This is a genomic window from Diaminobutyricimonas aerilata, assembly GCF_002797715.1.
GTDB lineage: Bacteria > Actinomycetota > Actinomycetes > Actinomycetales > Microbacteriaceae > Diaminobutyricimonas > Diaminobutyricimonas aerilata.
The window spans coordinates 2,859,149-2,878,549 of record NZ_PGFF01000001.1; the positions used below are offsets into that span (position 1 = coordinate 2,859,149).

Consider the following 19,401-nt stretch of genomic DNA (forward strand, 5'->3'; position numbering starts at 1 on the left):
GAAGGAGCCTCGATCAGCGCTTCGAGAACTGAGAGGCCTTGCGGGCCTTCTTGAGACCGGCCTTCTTGCGCTCGATGACGCGGGCGTCACGAGTGAGGAAGCCGGCCTTCTTGAGCGCAGCGCGGTTGTTCTCGCGGTCGATCTCGTTGAGCGCACGGGCGATCGCGAGACGCAGCGCGCCGGCCTGGCCCGAGGGGCCACCGCCGGTGATGCGGGCGATCACGTCGTAGCTGCCCAGGAGATCGAGCACCTTGAACGGGTCGTTGATGAGCTGCTGGTGCAGCTTGTTCGGGAAGTACTCCTCGAGCGTGCGGCCGTTCACCTGGAAGGTGCCGGCGCCGGGCACGAGACGCACACGCGCGATGGCCTCCTTGCGACGACCCACGGCAGCGCCGGGGACGTTGAGGACGGCACGCGGGGTGCGGGGGGCCGAGTCGGCCGGGGTCTCGGTCGAGTAGTTCGACAGAGCGTCGTCGGTGATGGAGTCTGCGATCTTCGCCACGGTAAAAGTCCTTGGTCTCTCGGGCGCTTACTGGGCGACCTGGTCGAACGTGTAGGTCGTGGGCTGCTGGGCAGCGTGCGGGTGCTCGGCACCGGCGTAGACCTTGAGCTTCTTGATCTGGGCACGGCCCAGCGAGTTCTTCGGCAGCATGCCGCGCACGGCCTTCTCGACGGCACGTGTGGGGTGCTTCTCGAGCAGCTCGGTGTAGCTGGTCGCCGTGAGGCCGCCCGGGTAGCCCGAGTGACGGTAGGCCATCTTCTTCTCGTGCTTCGACCCGGTGAGGGCCACCTTGCCGGCGTTGACGATGATGACGAAGTCACCCATGTCCATGTGCGGCGCGAAGGTGGGCTTGTGCTTGCCGCGCAGGATGGCGGCGACGTGGCTGGCCAGTCGGCCGAGCACGACGTCGGTCGCGTCGATGACGATCCAGTTGCGCTGGATGTCCGCCGGCGTGGGCGAGAACGTGCGAGTCACAGGTGTACTGCTTTCTCTCGAGGTGGTCGTGAATCCCGCTCCGGTGGGAGTTCCGTGGGGAACGCCGCGGTGGAGGGCTCGGAGGGTCCGCGAGTGCGGACACAACTTCGTTAGATTAGTCCATCGGCAGGGGATCGGTCAATTGCGGCAGCGTGCGCAGGGCTCGGGTCTGCTCGGCTCGCTCGGCGAGCGCCGCGTCATCCGGGTATCCGACCTCGACGAGCGTGAGCCCTTTGGCGGGCGCGACCTTGAACTCGCTCGTGCGCGCGAGCCCGTCGCGCACCGCGACGAGTCGCTCCGCGTCGAGCTTGTCCTCCCCCACCGCGATGCTCGCCCCGACGAGCGCCCGCACCATGCTGTGGCAGAACGCATCCGCCTCGACCTCGGCGAGGAGCACCCCGGTCGCGTCACGTCGCCACGCGAACCGCTGCAACGAGCGGATGGTCGTGGCGCCCTCGCGCGGTTTGCAGAACGCCGCCCAGTCGTGCAGTCCGATGAGCGCCTCGGCGGCGGCGTGCATCCGCTCGACGTCGAGCCGGGCCGGGTACCAGAGGGTGTGGTTCTGCAGCAGCGGGTTGCGTTCGGCCGCGACGTCCGCCACCCGGTACACGTAGCGGCGCCAGATCGCCGAGAAGCGGGCGTCGAAGCCGGGCGGCGCCGGAGCGACCCGGCTCACGTACAGGTCGCTCGAGAGTCCCGCGATGCCGTTGAGCCGCCGGGCGAGCGCGGCGGGACCGCGCGCCTCGTCCGGTCGCGTCTTGCCGCGCCCCGGGCGGTCGAGCGACGCGAGCTGCTCGGGTGTGAGGTCGAGGTGCGCGACCTGCCCGGTCGCGTGCACCCCCGCGTCGGTGCGGCCGGCGACGGTGAGCGTCAGGGCCGGTCCGTGCCGGCGGAAGACGGTCGCGAGGGCCGCCTCGAGCTCGCCCTGCACGGTGCGCAGCGACGGCTGGCGGGTCCACCCGGAGAAGCCCGTCCCGTCGTAGGCGATGTCGAGTCGCAGCCGCACCGTTCCGCTCTCGATCACCCCGTGAGGATACCGGCGGGATGGGGCAGGATGTCCGCATGATCACGCCCGTGCCGCTGCCGCTCGATCCGATGCTCGCCAAGTCGGTGCCCGCCCTGCCCGACGGCGAGGGGTTCTCGTTCGAACCGAAGTGGGACGGGTTCCGGGCGATCGTGTACTTCGACGGCACGGATGTGGAGATCGGCAGCCGCGGATCGAAGACGCTCACCCGCTACTTCCCCGAGCTCGTGCGGGCCCTCGCCGAGCAGCTCCCTGGCGCGTGCGTGCTCGACGGAGAGGTCGTCGTGCGCTCCGGGGAACGGGGCGCGGAACGACTCGACTGGGAGGCGCTGTCGCAGCGCATCCACCCGGCCGAGACCCGCATCCGGTTGCTCGCCGAGCAGACGCCCGCGTCGTTCATCGCGTTCGACCTCCTCGCGGTCGGCGAGGACTCGTGGCTCGACCGCCCCTTCGGCGAGCGCCGTGCCGAGCTCGAACGGGTCGTCGCGCAGGCGGAGGCGCCCGTGCACCTCACCCGCACGACGACGGATGCGGAGGTCGCGGGTCGTTGGTTCGTCGAGTTCGAGGGTGCGGGCCTCGACGGCGTCGTCGCGAAGCGCCTCGACGGGGTCTACGCGCCGGGCAAGCGCACGATGCTGAAGATCAAGCACGCCCGCACCGCGGATGTGGTGGTCACCGGATACCGGGTGCACAAGAGCGGCGTCGGGGTCGGGTCGCTGCTCGTCGGGTTGTACGGCGATGACGGCGTGCTGCGGAACGTCGGCGGTATCTCGGCGTTCACCGACAAGCGCCGCAAGGAGCTCGTCGACGAGCTCGAGCCGCTCGTGGAGCTCGACGAGAACGGCGACCGTGTCACCGGGGAGGGAGAGCGCAACCGCTTCTCGTCGTCGAAGGACACGAGCTTCGTCGTACTCCGCCCGGAGCGCGTCGTGGAGGTGCGCTACGACCAGATGGAGGGCGACCGCTTCCGTCACACCGTGCAGTTCGAGCGGTGGCGGCCGGATCGCGACGCGCGCTCGTGCGGCTTCGAGCAGCTCGAGGTACCGGTCGCGTACGACCTGGAGGACGTGCTCCGTTAACCGCGGGGTTCTCACATACCGCCGGTCGAGTAGCGACGAAGGAGCGTACCGAGACCCCCACGGCGAACACCCCCGCAACGGGGTCTCGATACGGCGGGCTCCGCCGCGCCTACTCGACCAGCGGGAGTCAGTCCTTGTTGCGGGCGCGGCTCGGCTGCACGCGCATCGGCTCCCCCGGCATCTTCGGGTAGTCCGGCGGGTACGGCATCTCGCCCTGCCCGGCCGCGACATCCCGGTCCCACCACTCGAGCAGCACGTCGATGTCGCCGCGCGTGTCGTTCAAGCCGGCCCACGGGTCCCCGATCGCGCGCAACCGGTCCGGCACCGTGCGAACGGTGTAGCGCTCGGGGTCGGACTCGTCGAGTTCGTCCCACGCGAGCGGGCACGACACGGTGGCCGCGGCGAGCGGGCGGGGACTGTACGCCCCCGCGATGGTGCGGTCGCGCGCCGCCTGGTTGAAGTCGACGAAGACGCGCTCGCCGCGCTCCTCCTTCCACCACGCGGTCGTCACCTGGTCGGGCATCCGCCGCTCGAGTTCGCGTGCCGCGGCGATGACCGCATGCCGCACGTCGATGTAGTCGTGCGTCGGTTCGATCGGCGCGAACACGTGCAGCCCCCGGTTGCCCGAGGTCTTCACGAACGCCTCGAGGCCCGCCTCCCGCAGCACCTCGCGCAGCACCGGCGCGGCAGCGACGGCGTCGCGGTACCCGCGCCCGGGCTGCGGATCCAGATCGATGCGCAGCTGGTCGGGGTGGTCGGAGTCCGATGCGCGCGACGGCCACGGGTGGAACACGACCGTATTCATCTGCGCCATCCACACGGCCGCCGCGGCCTCGTCGATGACGAGCATCGGATGGGTGCGCTTGCTCGGGAAGGTGACGACCGTCGTGCGCACCCACTCGGGCACGCCGCGGGGCGGGTTCTTCGAGAAGAACTGCTCGCCGTCGACGCCGTCCGGGAACCGCTGCAACGCGACCGGACGATCGCCGTTCGCCGCGACGAACGCGTCGCCGACCGCGGCGAGGTACTCGGCGAGCTCCAACTTGGTGATCCCGACCTCGGGCCAGAGCACCCGTCCCGGGCTCGAGATGCGCACCTCGCGGGTGCCGACGGTCAGTGTCACGGCGTCCGATGCCATGCGCTCAACCTACTGGGCGGGGAGCCCGGCCGGAACGGGAACGCCGGATGCGCTCGGGTTAGGCTGTCGGGGTTCCATGACCCCGCACGACCGTTCTCCCTCCGCGGCGCGTGACCTCCCGGTCGCCGCGCCGGGCTCGATGGACCCCGCCGCGGGGCCCTCCCGCATCGGCCGCCTCGCTGGTCTCGACGGACTCCGCGCGCTCGCGGTCACCGGTGTGCTGCTCTTCCACCTGTTCCCCGCGCTGCTGCCGGGCGGATTCCTCGGGGTCGACGTCTTCTTCGTCATCAGCGGCTTCCTCATCACGACGCTGCTCGTGCGCGAGCACACCGCGTCGGGTCGGCGCGGGATCGACGCGGCGTCCCTCGCCCGGTTCTGGGTACGTCGCGCCCGCCGCCTGCTCCCCGCGCTCGCGGTCGTCGTCCTCGTGAGCGGCGCGGTCGCGTTGCTCATCGGCGGCGACTCGCTGCTCGGGCTCGGCTGGCAGATCGTCGGCGCCGCGACGTTCAGCTACAACTGGCTCGCGCTCGCCGACGGCACGAGCTACTTCGAGCAGGGCACACCCGAGCTGTTCCGCATCCTCTGGTCCCTCGCCGTCGAGGAACAGTTCTACCTGCTGTGGCCGCTCGCGCTCCCGTTCCTGCTGCTCGTGCGTTCGCGCGGCATCCGGATCGGCGTGCTCGCCGCACTCGCCGCCGCATCCGCTGCCGCGATGATCGTGCTCGCGCCGGGGACCGGCGACCCCACCCGGGTGTACTTCGGCACGGACACGCACGCGTTCGGACTGCTGCTCGGGGCCGCGCTCGCCGTGTTCCGCGAGCTGTGGCCGGCACCGCCCGCGTGGTCGCTGCGGTTGCGGTTCTGGGCGTCGACGCTCGCGCTCGGCTCGCTCGCCGGTCTCGTGGTGCTCGCGCTCACGATGACCGAGGACGCGCCGTGGACCTACCGCGGCGGGCTCGCGCTCGTCGCGCTGCTGTCCGCCGGCGTCATCGCGGGGGGCGTGGTGCCGGGCTCGTGGCTCGGCCGCGCACTCGATGCGCCGCCGTTGCGCTGGGTCGGCGAGCGCTCGTACGGCATCTATCTGTGGCACTGGCCGGTGTTCGTGCTGCTCGACGACGCGCTCGCCGACAGCGGATGGTCGTCGTGGGTGATCGGATGCGCGGCCACGGTGCTCGCCGTCGGGGCGGCCGCCGCGTCGTACCGGTGGGTGGAGCTGCCCGTGCGGCGTCTCGGATTCCGTGGGGCGGCGGCGCGGTCCGTCGCGGCGTTCCGCGGCTCGCGGGCCGGTGCGATCCGCGGGTCGGCGGTGGTGGCGGCGACGCTCGCCGCAGTGCTGCTGACCGCGGTCGCGGTGGCGCACGATCCCGGTCGCGGCGAGGCCGAGCAGCAGATCGCGGCCGGGCGCGATGCGCTCGATTCCGCCGCGGAGACGCCCGACGAGCCGGCGCCGCTGCCGGGCGGGGATCAGATCACCGCCGTCGGCGACTCCGTGATGCTCGCCGTCGCGCCCGCGCTGCAGGAGGCGTTCCCCGGCATCGCGGTCGACGCGGTCGTCTCCCGGCAGATGCGCCAGGCGCCCGAGCTGCTGCAGGCGATGGAGGACGCGGGCACGCTCCGTCCGATCGTCGTGCTCGGCCTCGGCACGAACGGCTCGTTCGAACGCGACACCGTCGAACGGGTGCTCGACATCATCGGCGACCGCCAGCTCGTGCTCGTCAACGTGCAGGCTCCGCGCGGCTGGACGGACGGCAACAACGCGCTGCTCGCCCGCATCGCGCAGGAACGCCGCACCGTGGATCTGTGCAACTGGCAGGCCGCGATCGCACCGCACCTCGACCTGCTCGCGAAGGACCACATCCACGCCGACGGTCCGGGCGGCGGCGAGGTCTACGTCGAGGCGCTCACCGCGTCGTTGCAGCGACTGGCGGAGGTGCCGCCGATGCTGCGCACCAACGACTACGGCCTCGCGCCGCGCCCGTCCTGACCCGCCCGCGGGAACGGCGAAGGGCCCCGCTCCAACCGGAGCGGGGCCCTTCGTTCGTACGGGTGTTACTTGGCGTCGTCCGACGCGGCGTCATCCGACTTCGAAGCGGCGTCGGCCTCGACCTCGGCGGCAGCCTCGGTGGGCTCCTCCTCGGCGATCGGCTCGGACTCCTCGACGGCGGCGGCGTCGGTCTGCTCGACCGGGGCCTCGTCGGCGCCGGTCTCGGCGGCGACCTCGTCGTTCGCCTCGGTGCTGTCGGCGTCCACGGTGGTCTCCTCGGCGACGGGCGCGGCGGCGGCGGTCTTCTTGGTCGAGCGCACCTTCGGGGTCACCGGCTCGAGCACGAGCTCGATGACGGCCATGGGCGCGTTGTCGCCCTTGCGGAAGCCGGTCTTCGTGATGCGGGTGTAGCCGCCCTCACGCTCGGCGACGAGGGGCGCGATCTCGGTGAAGAGCTCGTGCACCACGCCCTTGTCGGCGATGACGCTCAGCACGCGACGACGCGCATGCAGGTCGCCACGCTTGGCGAAGGTGATGAGGCGCTCGGCGAGCGGACGGAGGCGCTTGGCCTTCGTCTCGGTCGTCGTGATCCGCTTGTGGGTGAAGAGGGCGGCGGCGAGGTTGGCGAGCAGCAGACGCTCGTGCGCCGGCCCTCCACCGAGACGGGGGCCCTTGGTCGGCTTAGGCATTGTTCGTGTTCTCCAGGTTCAGAAGTTCGTCAGGCAGTCGCGGGCGACGGGATCAGATGTTCTCGTCGTCGTCGTAGCCGCCGTAGAAGTGGGCGCCGTCGAATCCGGGCACCGTGTCCTTGAGCGACAGTCCGAGCTCGACGAGCTTGTCCTTGACCTCGTCGACGGACTTCTGACCGAAGTTGCGGATGTTCATCAGCTGCGTCTCCGAGAGGGCGACGAGCTCGCTGACCGTGTTGATGCCCTCGCGCTTGAGGCAGTTGTAGCTGCGCACCGACAGGTCGAGGTCCTCGATCGGCATGCTGAGCTCGCTCGAGAGCACGGCGTCGACCGGAGCCGGGCCGATCTCGATGCCCTCGGCGGCCGAGTTGAGCTCGCGCGCCAGGCCGAACAGCTCGACGAGGGTCTTGCCGGCCGAGGCGATCGCGTCACGCGGGGTGATCGCGTTCTTGGTCTCGACGTCGACGACGAGACGGTCGAAGTCGGTGCGCTCACCGGCACGCGTGGCCTCCACGCGGTAGGTGACCTTGAGCACCGGCGAGTAGATCGAGTCGATCGGGATCTGACCGGCCTCGCTGAACTCGCTGCGGTTCTGGGTCGCCGACACGTAGCCGCGGCCCCGCTCGATGGTGAGCTCGAGCTCGAACTTCGCCTTGTCGTTGAGCGTCGCGATGACGAGGTCGGGGTTGTGGATCTCGACACCGGCCGGGGCCGAGATGTCGGCGGCGGTGACCTGACCGGCACCCTGCTTGCGCAGGTACGCGGTGATCGGCTCGTCGTGCTCGCTCGAGACGACGAGGTTCTTGATGTTCAGGATGATCTCGGTGACGTCTTCCTTCACGCCCGCGACGGTGCTGAACTCGTGCAGCACACCGTCGATGCGGATGCTCGTCACGGCGGCGCCGGGGATCGACGACAGCAGGGTGCGGCGGAGCGAGTTGCCGAGGGTGTAGCCGAAGCCGGGCTCGAGCGGTTCGATGATGAACCGCGAACGGAACTCCGAGATGTTCTCCTCGGTGAGAGTGGGGCGCTGTGCGATGAGCACGATGGATTCCTTTCGGCGAAGTGTCCGCTATATGACACTTGTGATCACGACCGGGTGGCGGGCCCGTCGGTTCTGTTGAGTTGTGCGAGCGTCGCGCGAATCGCGCGACCGACGCAGATCGAGTAGGCCCGCGAGGGACCTACTCGATCTGCATAAGGAATCAGACGCGGCGGCGCTTCGGCGGACGGCAGCCGTTGTGGGTCTGCGGCGTCACGTCGTTGATCGAACCGACCTCGAGGCCGGCGGCCTGCAGCGAGCGGATCGCCGTCTCACGACCCGAGCCGGGGCCCTTGACGAAGACGTCGACCTTCTTCATGCCGTGCTCCTGCGCCTGGCGAGCGGCCGACTCGGCGGCCATCTGCGCTGCGTAGGGGGTCGACTTGCGCGAGCCCTTGAAGCCCACGCCACCCGACGATGCCCAGCTGATGACGGCGCCCGAGGGGTCCGTGATCGAGACGATGGTGTTGTTGAAGGTGCTCTTGATGTGGGCCTGGCCCACAGCGATGTTCTTCTTTTCCTTGCGGCGCGGCTTGCGAGTAGCCGACTTGGGTGCTGCCATGAGTGAGTTCTCCTAGATCTGGCGACAAGCGGTTACTTGCGGCCGGCCTTCTTCTTGCCGGCGACGGTGCGCTTCGGGCCCTTGCGGGTACGCGCGTTGGTCTTGGTGCGCTGTCCGCGCACGGGCAGGCCACGACGGTGACGCAGACCCTCGTAGCTGCCGATCTCGACCTTGCGGCGGATGTCGGCGGCGACCTCGCGACGGAGGTCACCCTCCACCTTGTAGTTGCCCTCGATGTAGTCGCGCAGCGCGACCAGCTGGTCGTCGGTGAGGTCCTTGACCCGGATGTCCCCGCTGATGCCGGTGTCGGCGAGGGTCTTGAGTGCCCTCGTGCGGCCGACTCCGTAGATGTACGTCAGTGCGACCTCGACGCGCTTCTCGCGCGGGATGTCGACTCCTGCCAGACGTGCCATGGTGGCTTCTCCTGTGAGTGAGTGGAGGTGTGGAGCAGCATCGGTGCCCGGGCCTCCGCCCCGAGGTGTCCCCCGCCGAAGCGGGATCTGATGCTGCCGTTCTCGATGTTCAGTTGTGGAGTCTGCGTTCCGGCCGCGTCGCCGCGACCGGAGCCGATCAGCCCTGGCGCTGCTTGTGGCGCGGGTCGTTCTTGCAGATGACCATCACGTTGCCGTGCCGGCGGATGACGCGGCACTTGTCGCAGATGGGCTTGACGCTCGGCTTGACCTTCATGTTCTTCTTCTCTCGCTGTCTTCGTACCCTCGCGCTGACGCGCGCGGGCCGTTACTTTCCAGCGGCTCCTACTTGTAGCGGTAGACGATCCGGCCGCGGGTCAGGTCGTACGGGCTCAGCTCCACGATCACGCGGTCCTCGGGGAGGATCCGGATGTAGTGCTGGCGCATCTTCCCCGAGATGTGGGCGAGGACCTTGTGCCCGTTGCTCAGCTCGACGCGGAACATCGCGTTGGGCAGAGCTTCCAGCACCGAGCCTTCGATCTCGATGACACCGTCTTTTTTGGCCATAGCCTCTTCGTCGCTTGCAGGTAGGAACTACCGGTCGTGCGGATGGATGATTTGGTGCTTCCGGCATCCGGAGACCGGACCGCGGCACGCCGAAAGGCGGGCATGAAACACCAAGGGTCAAGCTTAGATCATTCCGGGCGTTTCGCCAAACCGCGGCTATACTCCGCCGCTGCGATCGGCACGCCCCGGACGGGCTCAGGCGGCGCGGGGCTGCAGCCCGCGACCGGCGAGGCCGGCGGCGATGCGCGCGGCCACGTCGTCGATCGCACCGAGACCGTCGACCTCGAGCAGCAGGCCGCGATCGCGGAACATCGCGATGAGCGGTTCCGTCTCGCGGGTGTAGACCTCCTGGCGGTGACGGATCGCCTCCTCGGAGTCGTCCATGCGGCCCTGTTCGAGGGCGCGGCGGCGCAAGCGCTCCACGATCTCGTCCTGATCCGCGACGAGCCGGATGACCACGTCGAGCGCGTGCCCGTGCGAGGCGAGCAGCTCGTCGAGGTAGCGCACCTGGTCGGTCGTGCGGGGGTAGCCGTCGAGCAGGAAGCCGCCCGCGGCATCCGCCTCGTTCAGCCGGTCGGTCACGAGCGCGTTGGTGAGCTCGTCCGGCACGTAGTCGCCCGCGTCGACGATCGCCTTCACCTTGAGGCCGAGCTCCGTGCCGTTCTTGATGTTGGCGCGGAAGATGTCACCGGTGGAGATCGTCGGGATGCCGTAGGCGTGCGAGATCCGGGCCGCCTGCGTCCCCTTCCCCGCCCCCGGAGGGCCGACGATGAGCAGCCGCGTGCCGCCGCTCAACGCAGAAGACCTTCGTAGTGACGCTGCTGCAGCTGGGAGTCGATCTGCTTGACCGTCTCGAGGCCCACGCCGACGATGATCAGGATGCTCGCGCCGCCGAACGGGAAGTTCTGGTTCGCACCGACGGTGGCGAGGGCGATGAGCGGGATGAGCGCGACGATGCCGAGGTAGAGCGCACCCGGGAGCGTCACGCGCGTGAGCACGTAGTCGAGGTACTCGGCAGTCGGTCGACCGGCACGGATGCCGGGGATGAACCCGCCGTACTTCTTCATGTTGTCGGCGACCTCTTCGGGGTTGAAGGTGATCGCGACGTAGAAGTAGGTGAACCCGACGATGAGCAGGAAGTACAGCGCCATGTAGAGCGGGTGGTCACCGCGCGTCAGGTAGGTGCTGATCCAGTTGACCCACTCGGGGTTGTTGCCGTCGGTGGTCTGGTTGAACTGCGCGACGAGCGCCGGCAGGTACAGCAGCGACGAGGCGAAGATGACCGGCACGACGCCCGCCATGTTGACCTTGATCGGGATGTAGGTGTTGTTGCCGCCGAACGTGCGACGGCCGACCATCCGCTTGGCGTACTGCACCGGGATGCGGCGCTGCGACTGCTCGACGAACACGACCGCGGCCATGATCAGGATGCCGATCGCGAGCACCACGAGGAACAGCTCGAAGCTGTACTCGGTGGCGATGCGCCACATCGACTGCGGGAAGGTCGCCGCGATCGAGGTGAAGATCAGCAGCGACATGCCGTTGCCGATGCCGCGCTCGGTGATGAGCTCGCCGAGCCACATGATGAGGCCGGTACCCGCGGTCATGGTGACGACCATGAGCAGGATGGCGTACCACTCGCTGTTGGTGAGCAGCTGGCTGCACTCGGCGGCGCTGCTGGAGCCGAACAGGGCTCCGCTGCGCGCGACCGTGATGAGCGTCGTGGACTGCAGCACGCCGAGGGCGATGGTGAGGTAACGCGTGTACTGCGTCAGCTTCGCCTGGCCCGACTGGCCCTCCTTGTAGAGGGTGTCGAAGTGCGGGATGACCACACGCAGGAGCTGCGTGATGATCGACGCCGTGATGTACGGCATGATGCCGAGCGCGAAGATCGACAGCTGGAGGAGGGCTCCGCCGCTGAACAGGTTGACGAGGTCGTAGAGCCCCGACGTACCGGCGTTACCCGCCAGGCACGCTTGCACGTTGCCGAAGTCGACGAACGGTGCGGGGATGAACGACCCGAGCCGGAACAGCGCGACGATGCCGAGGGTGAATCCGATCTTCCGACGCAGATCGGGGGTGCGGAAGATCCGCCCAACGGCTCTGAACACGAGGCCTCCCGGGTTTCGTGGTTCGGTGGTCTGCCGTGACGGCAGTCTCGACCACCTCACGTGCAGCGACGGTGACCGCCCTCGCGGGCGGCCACCGTCGTCACGTTGTTGCTACTTGACGGAACCGCCCGCAGCGACGATCTTCTGCTCCGCGGAGCTCGATACCTTGTCGACTGCAACTGTCAGCTTAACCGCAATGTCGCCGGCTCCGAGAACCTTGACCTTCTCGTTCTTGCGAACGGCGCCCTTGGCCACCAGGTCGGAGACGGTCACGTCGCCGCCCTGGGGGTAGAGCTCGGCCAGCTTCTCGAGGTTCACGACCTGGTACTCGACGCGGAACGGGTTCTTGAACCCGCGCAGCTTCGGGGCACGCATGACCTGGTTCAGGTTGCCGCCCTCGAGGCCCGAGCGCACCTGGTAGCGCGCCTTCGTGCCCTTGGTACCGCGACCGGCGGTCTTACCCTTCGAGCCCTCACCGCGACCCACGCGGGTGCGCTCCTTGCGGGAGCCCGCGGCGGGACGGAGGTGGTGCACCTTGAGCACCTGCTGGCGCGCCACGACGTCGTCCGACTTCGCAGCGGCCTTCGCCGCCGGCTTGCGCGCGGCGGTGGTGGTCTCCGAGGTCGACTCCGCGTCGGCGGCGGCCTTCGTGGTGCGGCTGCGCGGGGCAGCCGTCTTCTTCTCGGCAGCGGGAGCAGCCTTCTCGGCGGCCGGCTTCTTGGCCGGCGCCTTCTTCGGCTTCTCCTCGGCTGCCTTGGTCTCTTCAGCCATCAGTCAATCTCCTCGACCTTCACCAGGTGAGCGACCGTGCGGACGTAGCCGCGGTTCTGCTCGTTGTCCTCGCGGACCACGACGTCGCCGATGCGCTTGAGCCCGAGGCTGCGCAGCGTGTCGCGCTGGTTCTGCTTCTCACTGATCTTGCCCTTGATCTGGGTCACCTTCAGGCGAGCAGCCATCATGCACCTACCTTCGCGGCAGCGTTACGGGCCTCCGCCTCGGCGCGCACGAGACGCTCCGGGGCGATGTCCTCGAACTCGCGTCCACGACGGGCGGCGACGGCGCGCGGCTCCTCGAGCTGCTTGAGCGCCTCCACCGTCGCGTGGACGATGTTGATCGTGTTCGACGAGCCGAGCGACTTGCTCAGCACGTCGTGGATGCCGGCGCACTCGAGCACGGCACGCACCGGACCACCGGCGATGACGCCGGTACCGGCGGCGGCGGGGCGCAGGAGCACCACACCGGCAGCCGCTTCACCCTGCACCGGGTGCGGGATCGTCTGGGCCGAACGCGGGACGCGGAAGAAGTTCTTCTTCGCCTCCTCGACGCCCTTCGAGATCGCCAGCGGCACCTCACGGGCCTTGCCGTAGCCGACGCCGACCATGCCGTTGCCGTCACCGACGACCACGAGGGCGGTGAAGCTGAAGCGACGACCACCCTTCACGACCTTCGACACGCGGTTGATCGTGACGACGCGCTCCAGGAACTGGCTCTTGTCGTCGCGCGATCCACGGTCGCGGTTGGGGTTGCGCTCACGGCCACCGCGGCGCTGCTCGCGCGGCTCCTGCTGCGGCGCGGACGACGCAGCCGTCTCCACCGGGGTCTCGTTGACCACGGCCACCTGGACCTGGTCCTTGTTCGTTGCGTCGCTCACAGGTTCAACCCGCCCTCTCGAGCTCCATCGGCGATCGCGGCGACACGACCGGCGTACTTGCTACCACCGCGGTCGAAGACCACGGCCTCGACTCCGGCCTGCTTCGCGCGCTCGGCGACGAGCTCGCCGACACGACGGGCCTTGGCCGTCTTGTCGCCCTCGAAGCCACGGAGGTCTGCCTCCATGGTCGAGGCGGAGGCCACGGTGTGGCCCTTGGTGTCGTCGACGACCTGCACGAAGACGTGACGGGCCGAACGGGTGACGACGAGGCGGGGACGCTCGGCGGAGCCCACGACCTTCTTGCGAAGGCGGGCGTGCCTGCGGTCCTTGGCCGCCGACTTGCTCTTTCCTCTGGTGCCCAGAGCCATGATCACTTACCAGCCTTTCCGGCCTTGCGCCGCACGTTCTCGCCGGCGTAACGCACACCCTTGCCCTTGTAGGGCTCGGGCATGCGGAGCTTGCGGATGTTGGCGGCGACCTCGCCCACGGCCTGCTTGTCGATGCCGCTGACGGTCAGCTTGTTGTTGCCCTCGACGGTGAACGTGATGCCCGCGGGCGGGTCCACCGTGATGGGGTGCGAGTAGCCGAGCGCGAACTCGACCGAGGAGCCCTTGGCCTGCACGCGGTAACCGGTGCCGACGACCTCGAGGCCCTTGGTGTAGCCCTGGGTCACGCCGACGATCTGGTTGGCGATGAGCGTGCGGGTGAGGCCGTGCAGCGAACGCGACTCGCGCTCGTCGTCGGGGCGCGTGACGAGCACGGTGCCCTCTTCGACCTTGACCTCGATGGGGTTGGCGACGGTGAGCTTCAGCTCGCCCTTCGGGCCCTTGACGGTGACGTCGCGGCCTGCGACGGCCACGTCGACGCCCGACGGGATCTCAATGGGAAGACGTCCGATTCGAGACATGACGGATCACCACACGTAGGCGAGGACTTCCCCACCCACGCCCTTCTTGGTCGCCTCGCGGTCGGTCAGCAGACCGGACGAGGTGGAGAGGATGGCCACACCGAGGCCGCCCAGCACGTGGGGGATCTCGGTGGACTTCGCGTACACCCGGAGGCCGGGCTTGGACACGCGCTTGATGCCCGCGATGGAGCGCTCACGGTTGGGGCCGTACTTGAGGTCGATGGTGAGCGTCGAGCCGACGCGTGCATCCTCGACCCGCCAGTCGGCGATGTAACCCTCGGTCTTGAGGATGTCCGCGATGTGGGTCTTGAGCTTCGAGCTCGGCAGCGACACGGAGTCGTGGTGCGCCGAGTTCGCGTTGCGCAGTCTGGTCAGCAGGTCTGCGACCGGATCTGTCATCGTCATGTGTTCGTCGTCCTGTTCTCGGCCGGTTTCGGCATCCGGTACACCGGGTGCCGACCTCGCCGATCGTTGTTACTGGTTCTGGTCGTTCGACCGGAAGGGGAAACCGAGAGCGCGCAGCAGGGCGCGACCCTCGTCGTCGGTCTTGGCCGTGGTGACGACGGTGATGTCGAAACCGCGGACGCGATCGATCTTGTCCTGGTCGATCTCGTGGAACATGCTCTGCTCCGAGAGACCGAAGGTGTAGTTGCCGTTGCCGTCGAACTGACGGTCCGACAGGCCGCGGAAGTCACGGATGCGGGGCAGCGCGAGCGACAGCAGACGGTCGAGGAACTCCCATGCGCGGTCGCCGCGCAGGGTCGTGTGGGCGCCGATGGGCATGCCCTCACGCAGCTTGAACTGCGCGATGGACTTGCGGGCACGGGTGACCTGCGGCTTCTGACCGGTGATGAGGGTCAGGTCGCGCACGGCACCGTCGATGACCTTGCCGTCGCGGGCGGCCTCGCCGACACCGGTGTTGACGACGATCTTCACCAGTCGCGGCACCTGGTGCACGTTGGTGAAGCCGAAGTCCTTCTGCAGCTGCGGAACGATCTCCGAGCGGTACTTCTGCTTGAGGCGCGGCTGGATTGTGCCAGTCTGCGCAGCAGCGGTGTCAGTCATTACTCAGCGTCCTTCTTGGTCGACTTCTTGGCAGTCGACTTCTTGGTCTCGGCCCGACGTGACGGCTTGAAGTAGCGCACGCGGGAGGTCTTGCCGGCCTCATCGGTCTCGACGCGGAAGCCGACGCGGGCCGGCTGCTTCGTGTCGGGGTCGACGAGCGCGACGTTCGAGATGTGGATGGGAGCCTCGTGCGTCTCGATGCCGCCGGTCTTCGTGCCACGCTGCGTCTGGCCGACGCGCACGTGCTTGGTCACGAAGTTGACGCCTTCGACGATCACGCGGTTCTTCTCGACGAGCACCTCGATGACGCGACCCTGCTTGCCGCGGTCACCACCGCGGGCCTGGCTGGGCCCGCTGATGACCTGCACGAGGTCGCCCTTCTTGATCTTCGCCATGGCTTACAGCACCTCCGGGGCGAGCGAGATGATCTTCATGAACCGCTTGTCGCGCAGCTCACGGCCGACCGGTCCGAAGATGCGGGTACCGCGGGGGTCCCCGTCGTTCTTCAGGATGACGGCGGCGTTCTCGTCGAACTTGATGTAGGACCCGTCGGGACGACGGGTCTGCTTGACCGTGCGGACGATGACCGCCTTGACGACGTCGCCCTTCTTGACGTTGCCACCGGGGATCGCGTCCTTGACCGTGGCGACGATGACGTCACCGAGGCCGGCGTAACGCCGACCGGATCCACCGAGCACGCGGATGGTGAGCAGCTCCTTGGCGCCGGTGTTGTCGGCGACCTTGACTCTCGATTCCTGCTGAAGCATTTCTCTCTCCTACAAGTAGGCGCGAGGCCTACTTGGCCTTCTCGAGGATCTCGACCAGGCGCCAGCGCTTGGTGGCGGACAGCGGACGGGTCTCGCTGATGAGCACGAGGTCGCCGACGCCGGCGGTGCCGGCCTCGTCGTGCGCCTTCACCTTGGAGGTGCGGCGGATGACCTTGCCGTACAGCGGGTGCTTGACGCGGTCCTCGACCTCGACGGTGATGGTCTTGTCCATCTTGTCGCTCACCACGTAGCCGCGGCGGGTCTTGCGGTAACCGCGGGCGCCCACATCCTTGACGTCGTGCTCGGCCGACTCGTGGCCGGCGGCAGCCTGCTTGGCCTGCGCCATTAGTTGGCCTCCTCAGCCTTCTCGGCCGGGGCCTCGGCGGCCTCGGACTTCTTGCTCTTGCGGGTCGTCTTGGCCGGGGCGGCCTCGACGGGGACGGGCGTGGCACGGATGCCCAGCTCGCGCTCGCGGATCACGGTGTAGATCCGGGCGATGTCGCGCTTCACGGCACGCAGTCGGCCGTGGCTCTCGAGCTGACCGGTGGCCGACTGGAAGCGCAGGTTGAACAGCTCCTCCTTGGCCTTCTTCAGCTCGTCGGCGAGACGCTCGTCTTCGAAGGTGTCGAGCTCGGCCGGGGCCAGCTCCTTGGATCCGATCGCCATCAGGCGTCGCCCTCCTCGCGCTTGATGATGCGTGCCTTGAGGGGCAGCTTGTGGATGGCACGGGTCATGGCCTCACGAGCGAGCTGCTCGTTGACGCCGGCGACCTCGAAGAGGACGCGACCCGGCTTGACGTTGGCGACCCACCACTCGGGCGAACCCTTACCGGAACCCATGCGGGTCTCGGCGGGCTTCTTCGTGAGCGGACGGTCGGGGTAGATGTTGATCCACACCTTGCCGCCACGCTTGATGTGACGCGTCATCGCGATACGAGCGGACTCGATCTGACGGTTGGTCACGTAAGCGGGCGTCAGGGCCTGGATACCGAACTCACCGAACGACACCTGGGTGCCACCGGTCGCCTGACCGCTGCGGCCGGGGTGGTGCTGCTTGCGGTGCTTGACTCGACGGGGGATCAACATGGTTACGCCTCAACTCCTGCTGCGGCAGGCGCCTCGGCCCGCGGGCCACGGCGGCGGTCGCCGTCACGACGCTCGGGGCGCGACGACTTCTGGTTCGCCTGCTCGCGAGCGAGTTCCTTATTGGTGATGTCGCCCTTGTAGATCCACACCTTCACGCCGATGCGGCCGAAGGTGGTGCGGGCCTCGTAGAAGCCGTAGTCGATGTTCGCGCGCAGCGTGTGCAGCGGAACCCGACCCTCGCGGTAGAACTCGGAGCGGCTCATCTCCGCGCCGCCGAGGCGGCCGGAGACCTGGATGCGGACGCCCTTGGCGCCGGCGCGCTGGGCGCCCTGCAGGCCCTTGCGCATCGCGCGGCGGAAGGCCACGCGGGCGCTGAGCTGCTCGGCGATGCCCTGCGCGACGAGCTGGGCCTCGGCCTCGGGGTTCTTCACCTCGAGGATGTTGAGCTGGATCTGCTTGCCGGTGAGCTTCTCGAGGTCGGCGCGGATGCGCTCGGCCTCGGCGCCGCGGCGGCCGATCACGATGCCGGGACGCGCCGTGTGGATGTCCACGCGGACGCGGTCACGGGTGCGCTCGATCTCGATGCGGGCGACGCCCGCGCGGTCGAGCTGCGTCTTCAGCAGGCTGCGGATCTTGACGTCCTCGGCCACGAAGTCGCGGTAACGCTGACCCGCCTTGGTCGAGTCGGAGAACCACCGCGAGACGTGGTCGGTCGTGATGCCGAGACGGAAGCCGTACGGGTTGACCTTCTGGCCCATTACTTGCTCGCCTTCTTGTTAGCGGTGCGCGCGGGTCGCGACGACGTGGCGTCGGCGGCCTCCGGCGTCGCGAGGACGACCGTGATGTGGCTGGTGCGCTTGTTGATGCGGAACGCACGACCCTGCGCGCGCGGCTGGAAACGCTTGAGCGTCGTTCCCTCGTCGACGAAGGCACGGGCCACGTACAGGTCCTGCTCGTCGAGATACGAGTTCTCGGCATCCGCCTTGACCCGGGCGTTCGCGATCGCGGAGGCCACGAGCTTGTAGACCGGCTCGCTGGCGCCCTGCGGGGCGAACTTCAGGATCGCGAGGGCCTCGACGGCCTGCTTCCCACGGATGAGGTCCACGACACGACGGGCCTTCTGAGGCGTCACGCGGATGTGTCGCACGCGGGCGATCGACTCCACCATTTCTTCTCCTCCTCACGTCACCGCGTCAGCGGCGACGGCCCTTCTTGTCGTCCTTCTCGTGTCCACGGAAGGTGCGCGTCGGCGCGAACTCGCCGAGCTTGTGTCCGACCATGGTCTCGGTCACGAACACGGGGATGTGCTTGCGACCGTCGTGCACGGCGATCGTGTGACCCAGCATGGCGGGGACGATCATCGAGCGGCGCGACCAGGTCTTGATGACGTTCTTGGTCTTGGCCTCGTTCTGCGTGACGACCTTGCGAAGCAGGTGGTCGTCGACGAAGGGGCCCTTCTTCAGACTGCGTGGCATTCCTCTTGACTCCTACTAGCGCTTCTTGCCGACGGTGCGACGGCGGACGATGAGCTTGTCGCTCTCCTTGTTGGGGCGACGGGTGCGGCCTTCCTTCTGGCCCCAGGGGCTCACCGGGTGACGGCCACCGGAGGTCTTGCCCTCACCACCACCGTGCGGGTGGTCGATCGGGTTCATCGCGACACCACGGACGGTCGGGCGGACGCCCTTCCAGCGCAGACGGCCGGCCTTGCCCCAGTTGATGTTCGACTGCTCGGCGTTGCCGACCTCGCCGATCGTCGCGCGGCAGCGCGCGTCGACGTTGCGGATCTCGCCCGAGGGCAGACGCAGCTGGGCGTAGGGGCCGTCCTTGGCGACGAGACGCACCGAGGCGCCGGCCGAGCGGGCGAGCTTGGCGCCTCCACCCGGCTTGAGCTCGATCGCGTGCACGACCGTACCGACGGGGATGTTGCGCAGCGGCAGGTTGTTGCCGGGCTTGATGTCCGCGCCGGGACCCGACTCGACGATGTCGCCCTGACCGAGCTTGTTCGGAGCGAGGATGTAGCGCTTGGTGCCGTCCACGAAGTGCAGCAGCGCGATGCGCGCGGTGCGGTTCGGGTCGTACTCGATGTGCGCGACCTTGGCGTTGACGCCGTCCTTGTCGTTGCGACGGAAGTCGATCACGCGGTACTGGCGCTTGTGGCCACCACCGATGTGACGCGTCGTGATGCGGCCGGAGTTGTTGCGGCCACCGGTCTTCGGAAGCGGCTTGAGCAGCGACTTCTCCGGGGTGGAACGCGTGATCTCGGCGAAGTCGGCGACCGACGAGCCGCGACGACCGGGGGTCGTCGGCTTGTACTTACGAATAGCCATGATGTTCTCCCTGGCCC

At 68.5% G+C, this 19,401-nt stretch carries 30 protein-coding genes; 2 read left to right on the forward strand and 28 right to left on the reverse strand.

All coding sequences use genetic code 11. The annotated features are described in order from the left end of the window. Positions 1–13: 13 nt before the first annotated feature. The 3 genes from rpsI to truA form a co-directional block, all read right to left on the reverse strand. Entirely contained in the window at positions 14–502 is a 489-nt protein-coding gene (gene rpsI / locus CLV46_RS13760) for a 30S ribosomal protein S9 (RefSeq protein ID WP_100365305.1), read from the reverse strand. A gap of 27 nt (positions 503–529) precedes the next feature. Continuing rightward, on the reverse strand, positions 530–976 hold the full coding sequence (rplM, locus tag CLV46_RS13765) for a 50S ribosomal protein L13 (RefSeq protein WP_100365306.1): 447 nt from the start codon (positions 974–976) through the stop codon (positions 530–532). A 115-nt stretch (positions 977–1,091) separates the two neighbouring features. Continuing rightward, entirely contained in the window at positions 1,092–1,997 is a 906-nt protein-coding gene (gene truA, locus CLV46_RS13770; protein WP_425430427.1) for a tRNA pseudouridine(38-40) synthase TruA, read from the reverse strand. A 41-nt stretch (positions 1,998–2,038) separates the two neighbouring features. On the opposite strand from truA, the gene CLV46_RS13775 reads away from it, so the two are divergent. Then, positions 2,039–3,079 carry an ATP-dependent DNA ligase gene (locus tag CLV46_RS13775; protein WP_100366068.1) on the forward strand — a complete coding sequence of 347 codons (1,041 nt, stop codon included), beginning with the start codon at positions 2,039–2,041 and terminating at the stop codon, positions 3,077–3,079. A 127-nt stretch (positions 3,080–3,206) separates the two neighbouring features. On the opposite strand, the gene ligD is transcribed toward CLV46_RS13775, so the two are convergent. After that, complete coding sequence (gene ligD / locus CLV46_RS13780) at positions 3,207–4,217, reverse strand: non-homologous end-joining DNA ligase (protein WP_100365307.1); 1,011 nt, start codon at positions 4,215–4,217, stop codon at positions 3,207–3,209. Positions 4,218–4,293: 76 nt separating this feature from the next. On the opposite strand from ligD, the gene CLV46_RS13785 reads away from it, so the two are divergent. Then, positions 4,294–6,201 (forward strand): acyltransferase family protein, encoded by a 1,908-nt coding sequence (locus tag CLV46_RS13785; RefSeq protein WP_245866879.1) that lies wholly within the window; start codon positions 4,294–4,296, stop codon positions 6,199–6,201. A gap of 65 nt (positions 6,202–6,266) precedes the next feature. Here the strand turns inward: CLV46_RS13785 and rplQ are convergent, their stop codons facing one another. The 24 genes from rplQ to rplB form a co-directional block, all read right to left on the reverse strand. Further along, positions 6,267–6,890, reverse strand: a complete 624-nt coding sequence (rplQ, locus tag CLV46_RS13790; RefSeq protein WP_100365308.1) for a 50S ribosomal protein L17 — start codon at positions 6,888–6,890, stop codon at positions 6,267–6,269. 52 nt (positions 6,891–6,942) lie between these two features. Next, the gene (locus tag CLV46_RS13795; RefSeq protein ID WP_100365309.1) at positions 6,943–7,935 is read right to left on the reverse strand and encodes a DNA-directed RNA polymerase subunit alpha; all 993 of its coding nucleotides are present in this window, start codon (positions 7,933–7,935) and stop codon (positions 6,943–6,945) included. A gap of 160 nt (positions 7,936–8,095) precedes the next feature. Further along, positions 8,096–8,494, reverse strand: a complete 399-nt coding sequence (rpsK, locus tag CLV46_RS13800) for a 30S ribosomal protein S11 (RefSeq protein ID WP_100365310.1) — start codon at positions 8,492–8,494, stop codon at positions 8,096–8,098. Positions 8,495–8,526: 32 nt separating this feature from the next. After that, complete coding sequence (gene rpsM, locus CLV46_RS13805) at positions 8,527–8,907, reverse strand: 30S ribosomal protein S13 (protein ID WP_100365311.1); 381 nt, start codon at positions 8,905–8,907, stop codon at positions 8,527–8,529. Between the two features lie 157 nt (positions 8,908–9,064). Continuing rightward, positions 9,065–9,181: a 50S ribosomal protein L36 gene (gene rpmJ, locus CLV46_RS13810; RefSeq protein WP_100365312.1), complete on the reverse strand. Its 117-nt coding sequence runs from the start codon at positions 9,179–9,181 to the stop codon at positions 9,065–9,067. Between the two features lie 68 nt (positions 9,182–9,249). Further along, complete coding sequence (gene infA, locus CLV46_RS13815) at positions 9,250–9,471, reverse strand: translation initiation factor IF-1 (RefSeq protein WP_100365313.1); 222 nt, start codon at positions 9,469–9,471, stop codon at positions 9,250–9,252. 195 nt (positions 9,472–9,666) lie between these two features. Continuing rightward, a complete protein-coding gene (locus CLV46_RS13820) occupies positions 9,667–10,266 on the reverse strand; it encodes an adenylate kinase (protein ID WP_245866881.1) in 600 nt (199 codons plus the stop codon). Beyond that, positions 10,263–11,582 carry a preprotein translocase subunit SecY gene (gene secY, locus CLV46_RS13825; protein ID WP_100365314.1) on the reverse strand — a complete coding sequence of 440 codons (1,320 nt, stop codon included), beginning with the start codon at positions 11,580–11,582 and terminating at the stop codon, positions 10,263–10,265. Before secY ends, CLV46_RS13820 begins: the two co-directional genes overlap by 4 nt. 111 nt (positions 11,583–11,693) lie before the next feature. Next, positions 11,694–12,353, reverse strand: coding sequence for a 50S ribosomal protein L15 (gene rplO, locus CLV46_RS13830; RefSeq protein ID WP_100365315.1), 660 nt, complete (start codon positions 12,351–12,353; stop codon positions 11,694–11,696). Then, on the reverse strand, positions 12,353–12,538 hold the full coding sequence (gene rpmD / locus CLV46_RS13835; protein ID WP_100365316.1) for a 50S ribosomal protein L30: 186 nt from the start codon (positions 12,536–12,538) through the stop codon (positions 12,353–12,355). Before rpmD ends, rplO begins: the two co-directional genes overlap by 1 nt. Continuing rightward, positions 12,538–13,233, reverse strand: a complete 696-nt coding sequence (gene rpsE, locus CLV46_RS13840; protein WP_100365317.1) for a 30S ribosomal protein S5 — start codon at positions 13,231–13,233, stop codon at positions 12,538–12,540. The genes rpmD and rpsE overlap by 1 nt, the downstream gene beginning before the upstream one ends. Further along, on the reverse strand, positions 13,230–13,601 hold the full coding sequence (gene rplR, locus CLV46_RS13845; RefSeq protein WP_100366071.1) for a 50S ribosomal protein L18: 372 nt from the start codon (positions 13,599–13,601) through the stop codon (positions 13,230–13,232). Before rplR ends, rpsE begins: the two co-directional genes overlap by 4 nt. Before the next feature lie 2 nt (positions 13,602–13,603). Continuing rightward, positions 13,604–14,140 carry a 50S ribosomal protein L6 gene (rplF, locus tag CLV46_RS13850; RefSeq protein WP_100365318.1) on the reverse strand — a complete coding sequence of 179 codons (537 nt, stop codon included), beginning with the start codon at positions 14,138–14,140 and terminating at the stop codon, positions 13,604–13,606. A gap of 6 nt (positions 14,141–14,146) precedes the next feature. Further along, positions 14,147–14,545: a 30S ribosomal protein S8 gene (gene rpsH / locus CLV46_RS13855; protein ID WP_100365319.1), complete on the reverse strand. Its 399-nt coding sequence runs from the start codon at positions 14,543–14,545 to the stop codon at positions 14,147–14,149. A 69-nt stretch (positions 14,546–14,614) separates the two neighbouring features. After that, positions 14,615–15,205: a 50S ribosomal protein L5 gene (gene rplE / locus CLV46_RS13860; RefSeq protein WP_100365320.1), complete on the reverse strand. Its 591-nt coding sequence runs from the start codon at positions 15,203–15,205 to the stop codon at positions 14,615–14,617. Continuing rightward, positions 15,205–15,600, reverse strand: a complete 396-nt coding sequence (gene rplX / locus CLV46_RS13865; RefSeq protein WP_100365321.1) for a 50S ribosomal protein L24 — start codon at positions 15,598–15,600, stop codon at positions 15,205–15,207. Before rplX ends, rplE begins: the two co-directional genes overlap by 1 nt. Before the next feature lie 3 nt (positions 15,601–15,603). Further along, positions 15,604–15,972 carry a 50S ribosomal protein L14 gene (gene rplN, locus CLV46_RS13870; RefSeq protein WP_100365322.1) on the reverse strand — a complete coding sequence of 123 codons (369 nt, stop codon included), beginning with the start codon at positions 15,970–15,972 and terminating at the stop codon, positions 15,604–15,606. Between the two features lie 28 nt (positions 15,973–16,000). Further along, complete coding sequence (rpsQ, locus tag CLV46_RS13875; protein ID WP_100365323.1) at positions 16,001–16,318, reverse strand: 30S ribosomal protein S17; 318 nt, start codon at positions 16,316–16,318, stop codon at positions 16,001–16,003. Continuing rightward, entirely contained in the window at positions 16,318–16,638 is a 321-nt protein-coding gene (rpmC, locus tag CLV46_RS17080) for a 50S ribosomal protein L29 (RefSeq protein ID WP_100365324.1), read from the reverse strand. Before rpmC ends, rpsQ begins: the two co-directional genes overlap by 1 nt. Continuing rightward, positions 16,638–17,057, reverse strand: coding sequence for a 50S ribosomal protein L16 (rplP, locus tag CLV46_RS13885; RefSeq protein ID WP_100365325.1), 420 nt, complete (start codon positions 17,055–17,057; stop codon positions 16,638–16,640). The genes rpmC and rplP overlap by 1 nt, the downstream gene beginning before the upstream one ends. A 2-nt stretch (positions 17,058–17,059) precedes the next feature. Next, a complete protein-coding gene (gene rpsC / locus CLV46_RS13890; RefSeq protein WP_100365326.1) occupies positions 17,060–17,815 on the reverse strand; it encodes a 30S ribosomal protein S3 in 756 nt (251 codons plus the stop codon). Continuing rightward, a complete protein-coding gene (rplV, locus tag CLV46_RS13895) occupies positions 17,815–18,225 on the reverse strand; it encodes a 50S ribosomal protein L22 (RefSeq protein ID WP_100365327.1) in 411 nt (136 codons plus the stop codon). Before rplV ends, rpsC begins: the two co-directional genes overlap by 1 nt. Positions 18,226–18,250: 25 nt before the next feature. Continuing rightward, complete coding sequence (rpsS, locus tag CLV46_RS13900; protein ID WP_100365328.1) at positions 18,251–18,532, reverse strand: 30S ribosomal protein S19; 282 nt, start codon at positions 18,530–18,532, stop codon at positions 18,251–18,253. A gap of 15 nt (positions 18,533–18,547) precedes the next feature. Then, positions 18,548–19,384 (reverse strand): 50S ribosomal protein L2, encoded by an 837-nt coding sequence (gene rplB / locus CLV46_RS13905; protein WP_100365329.1) that lies wholly within the window; start codon positions 19,382–19,384, stop codon positions 18,548–18,550. Between the last annotated feature and the right edge of the window lie 17 nt (positions 19,385–19,401).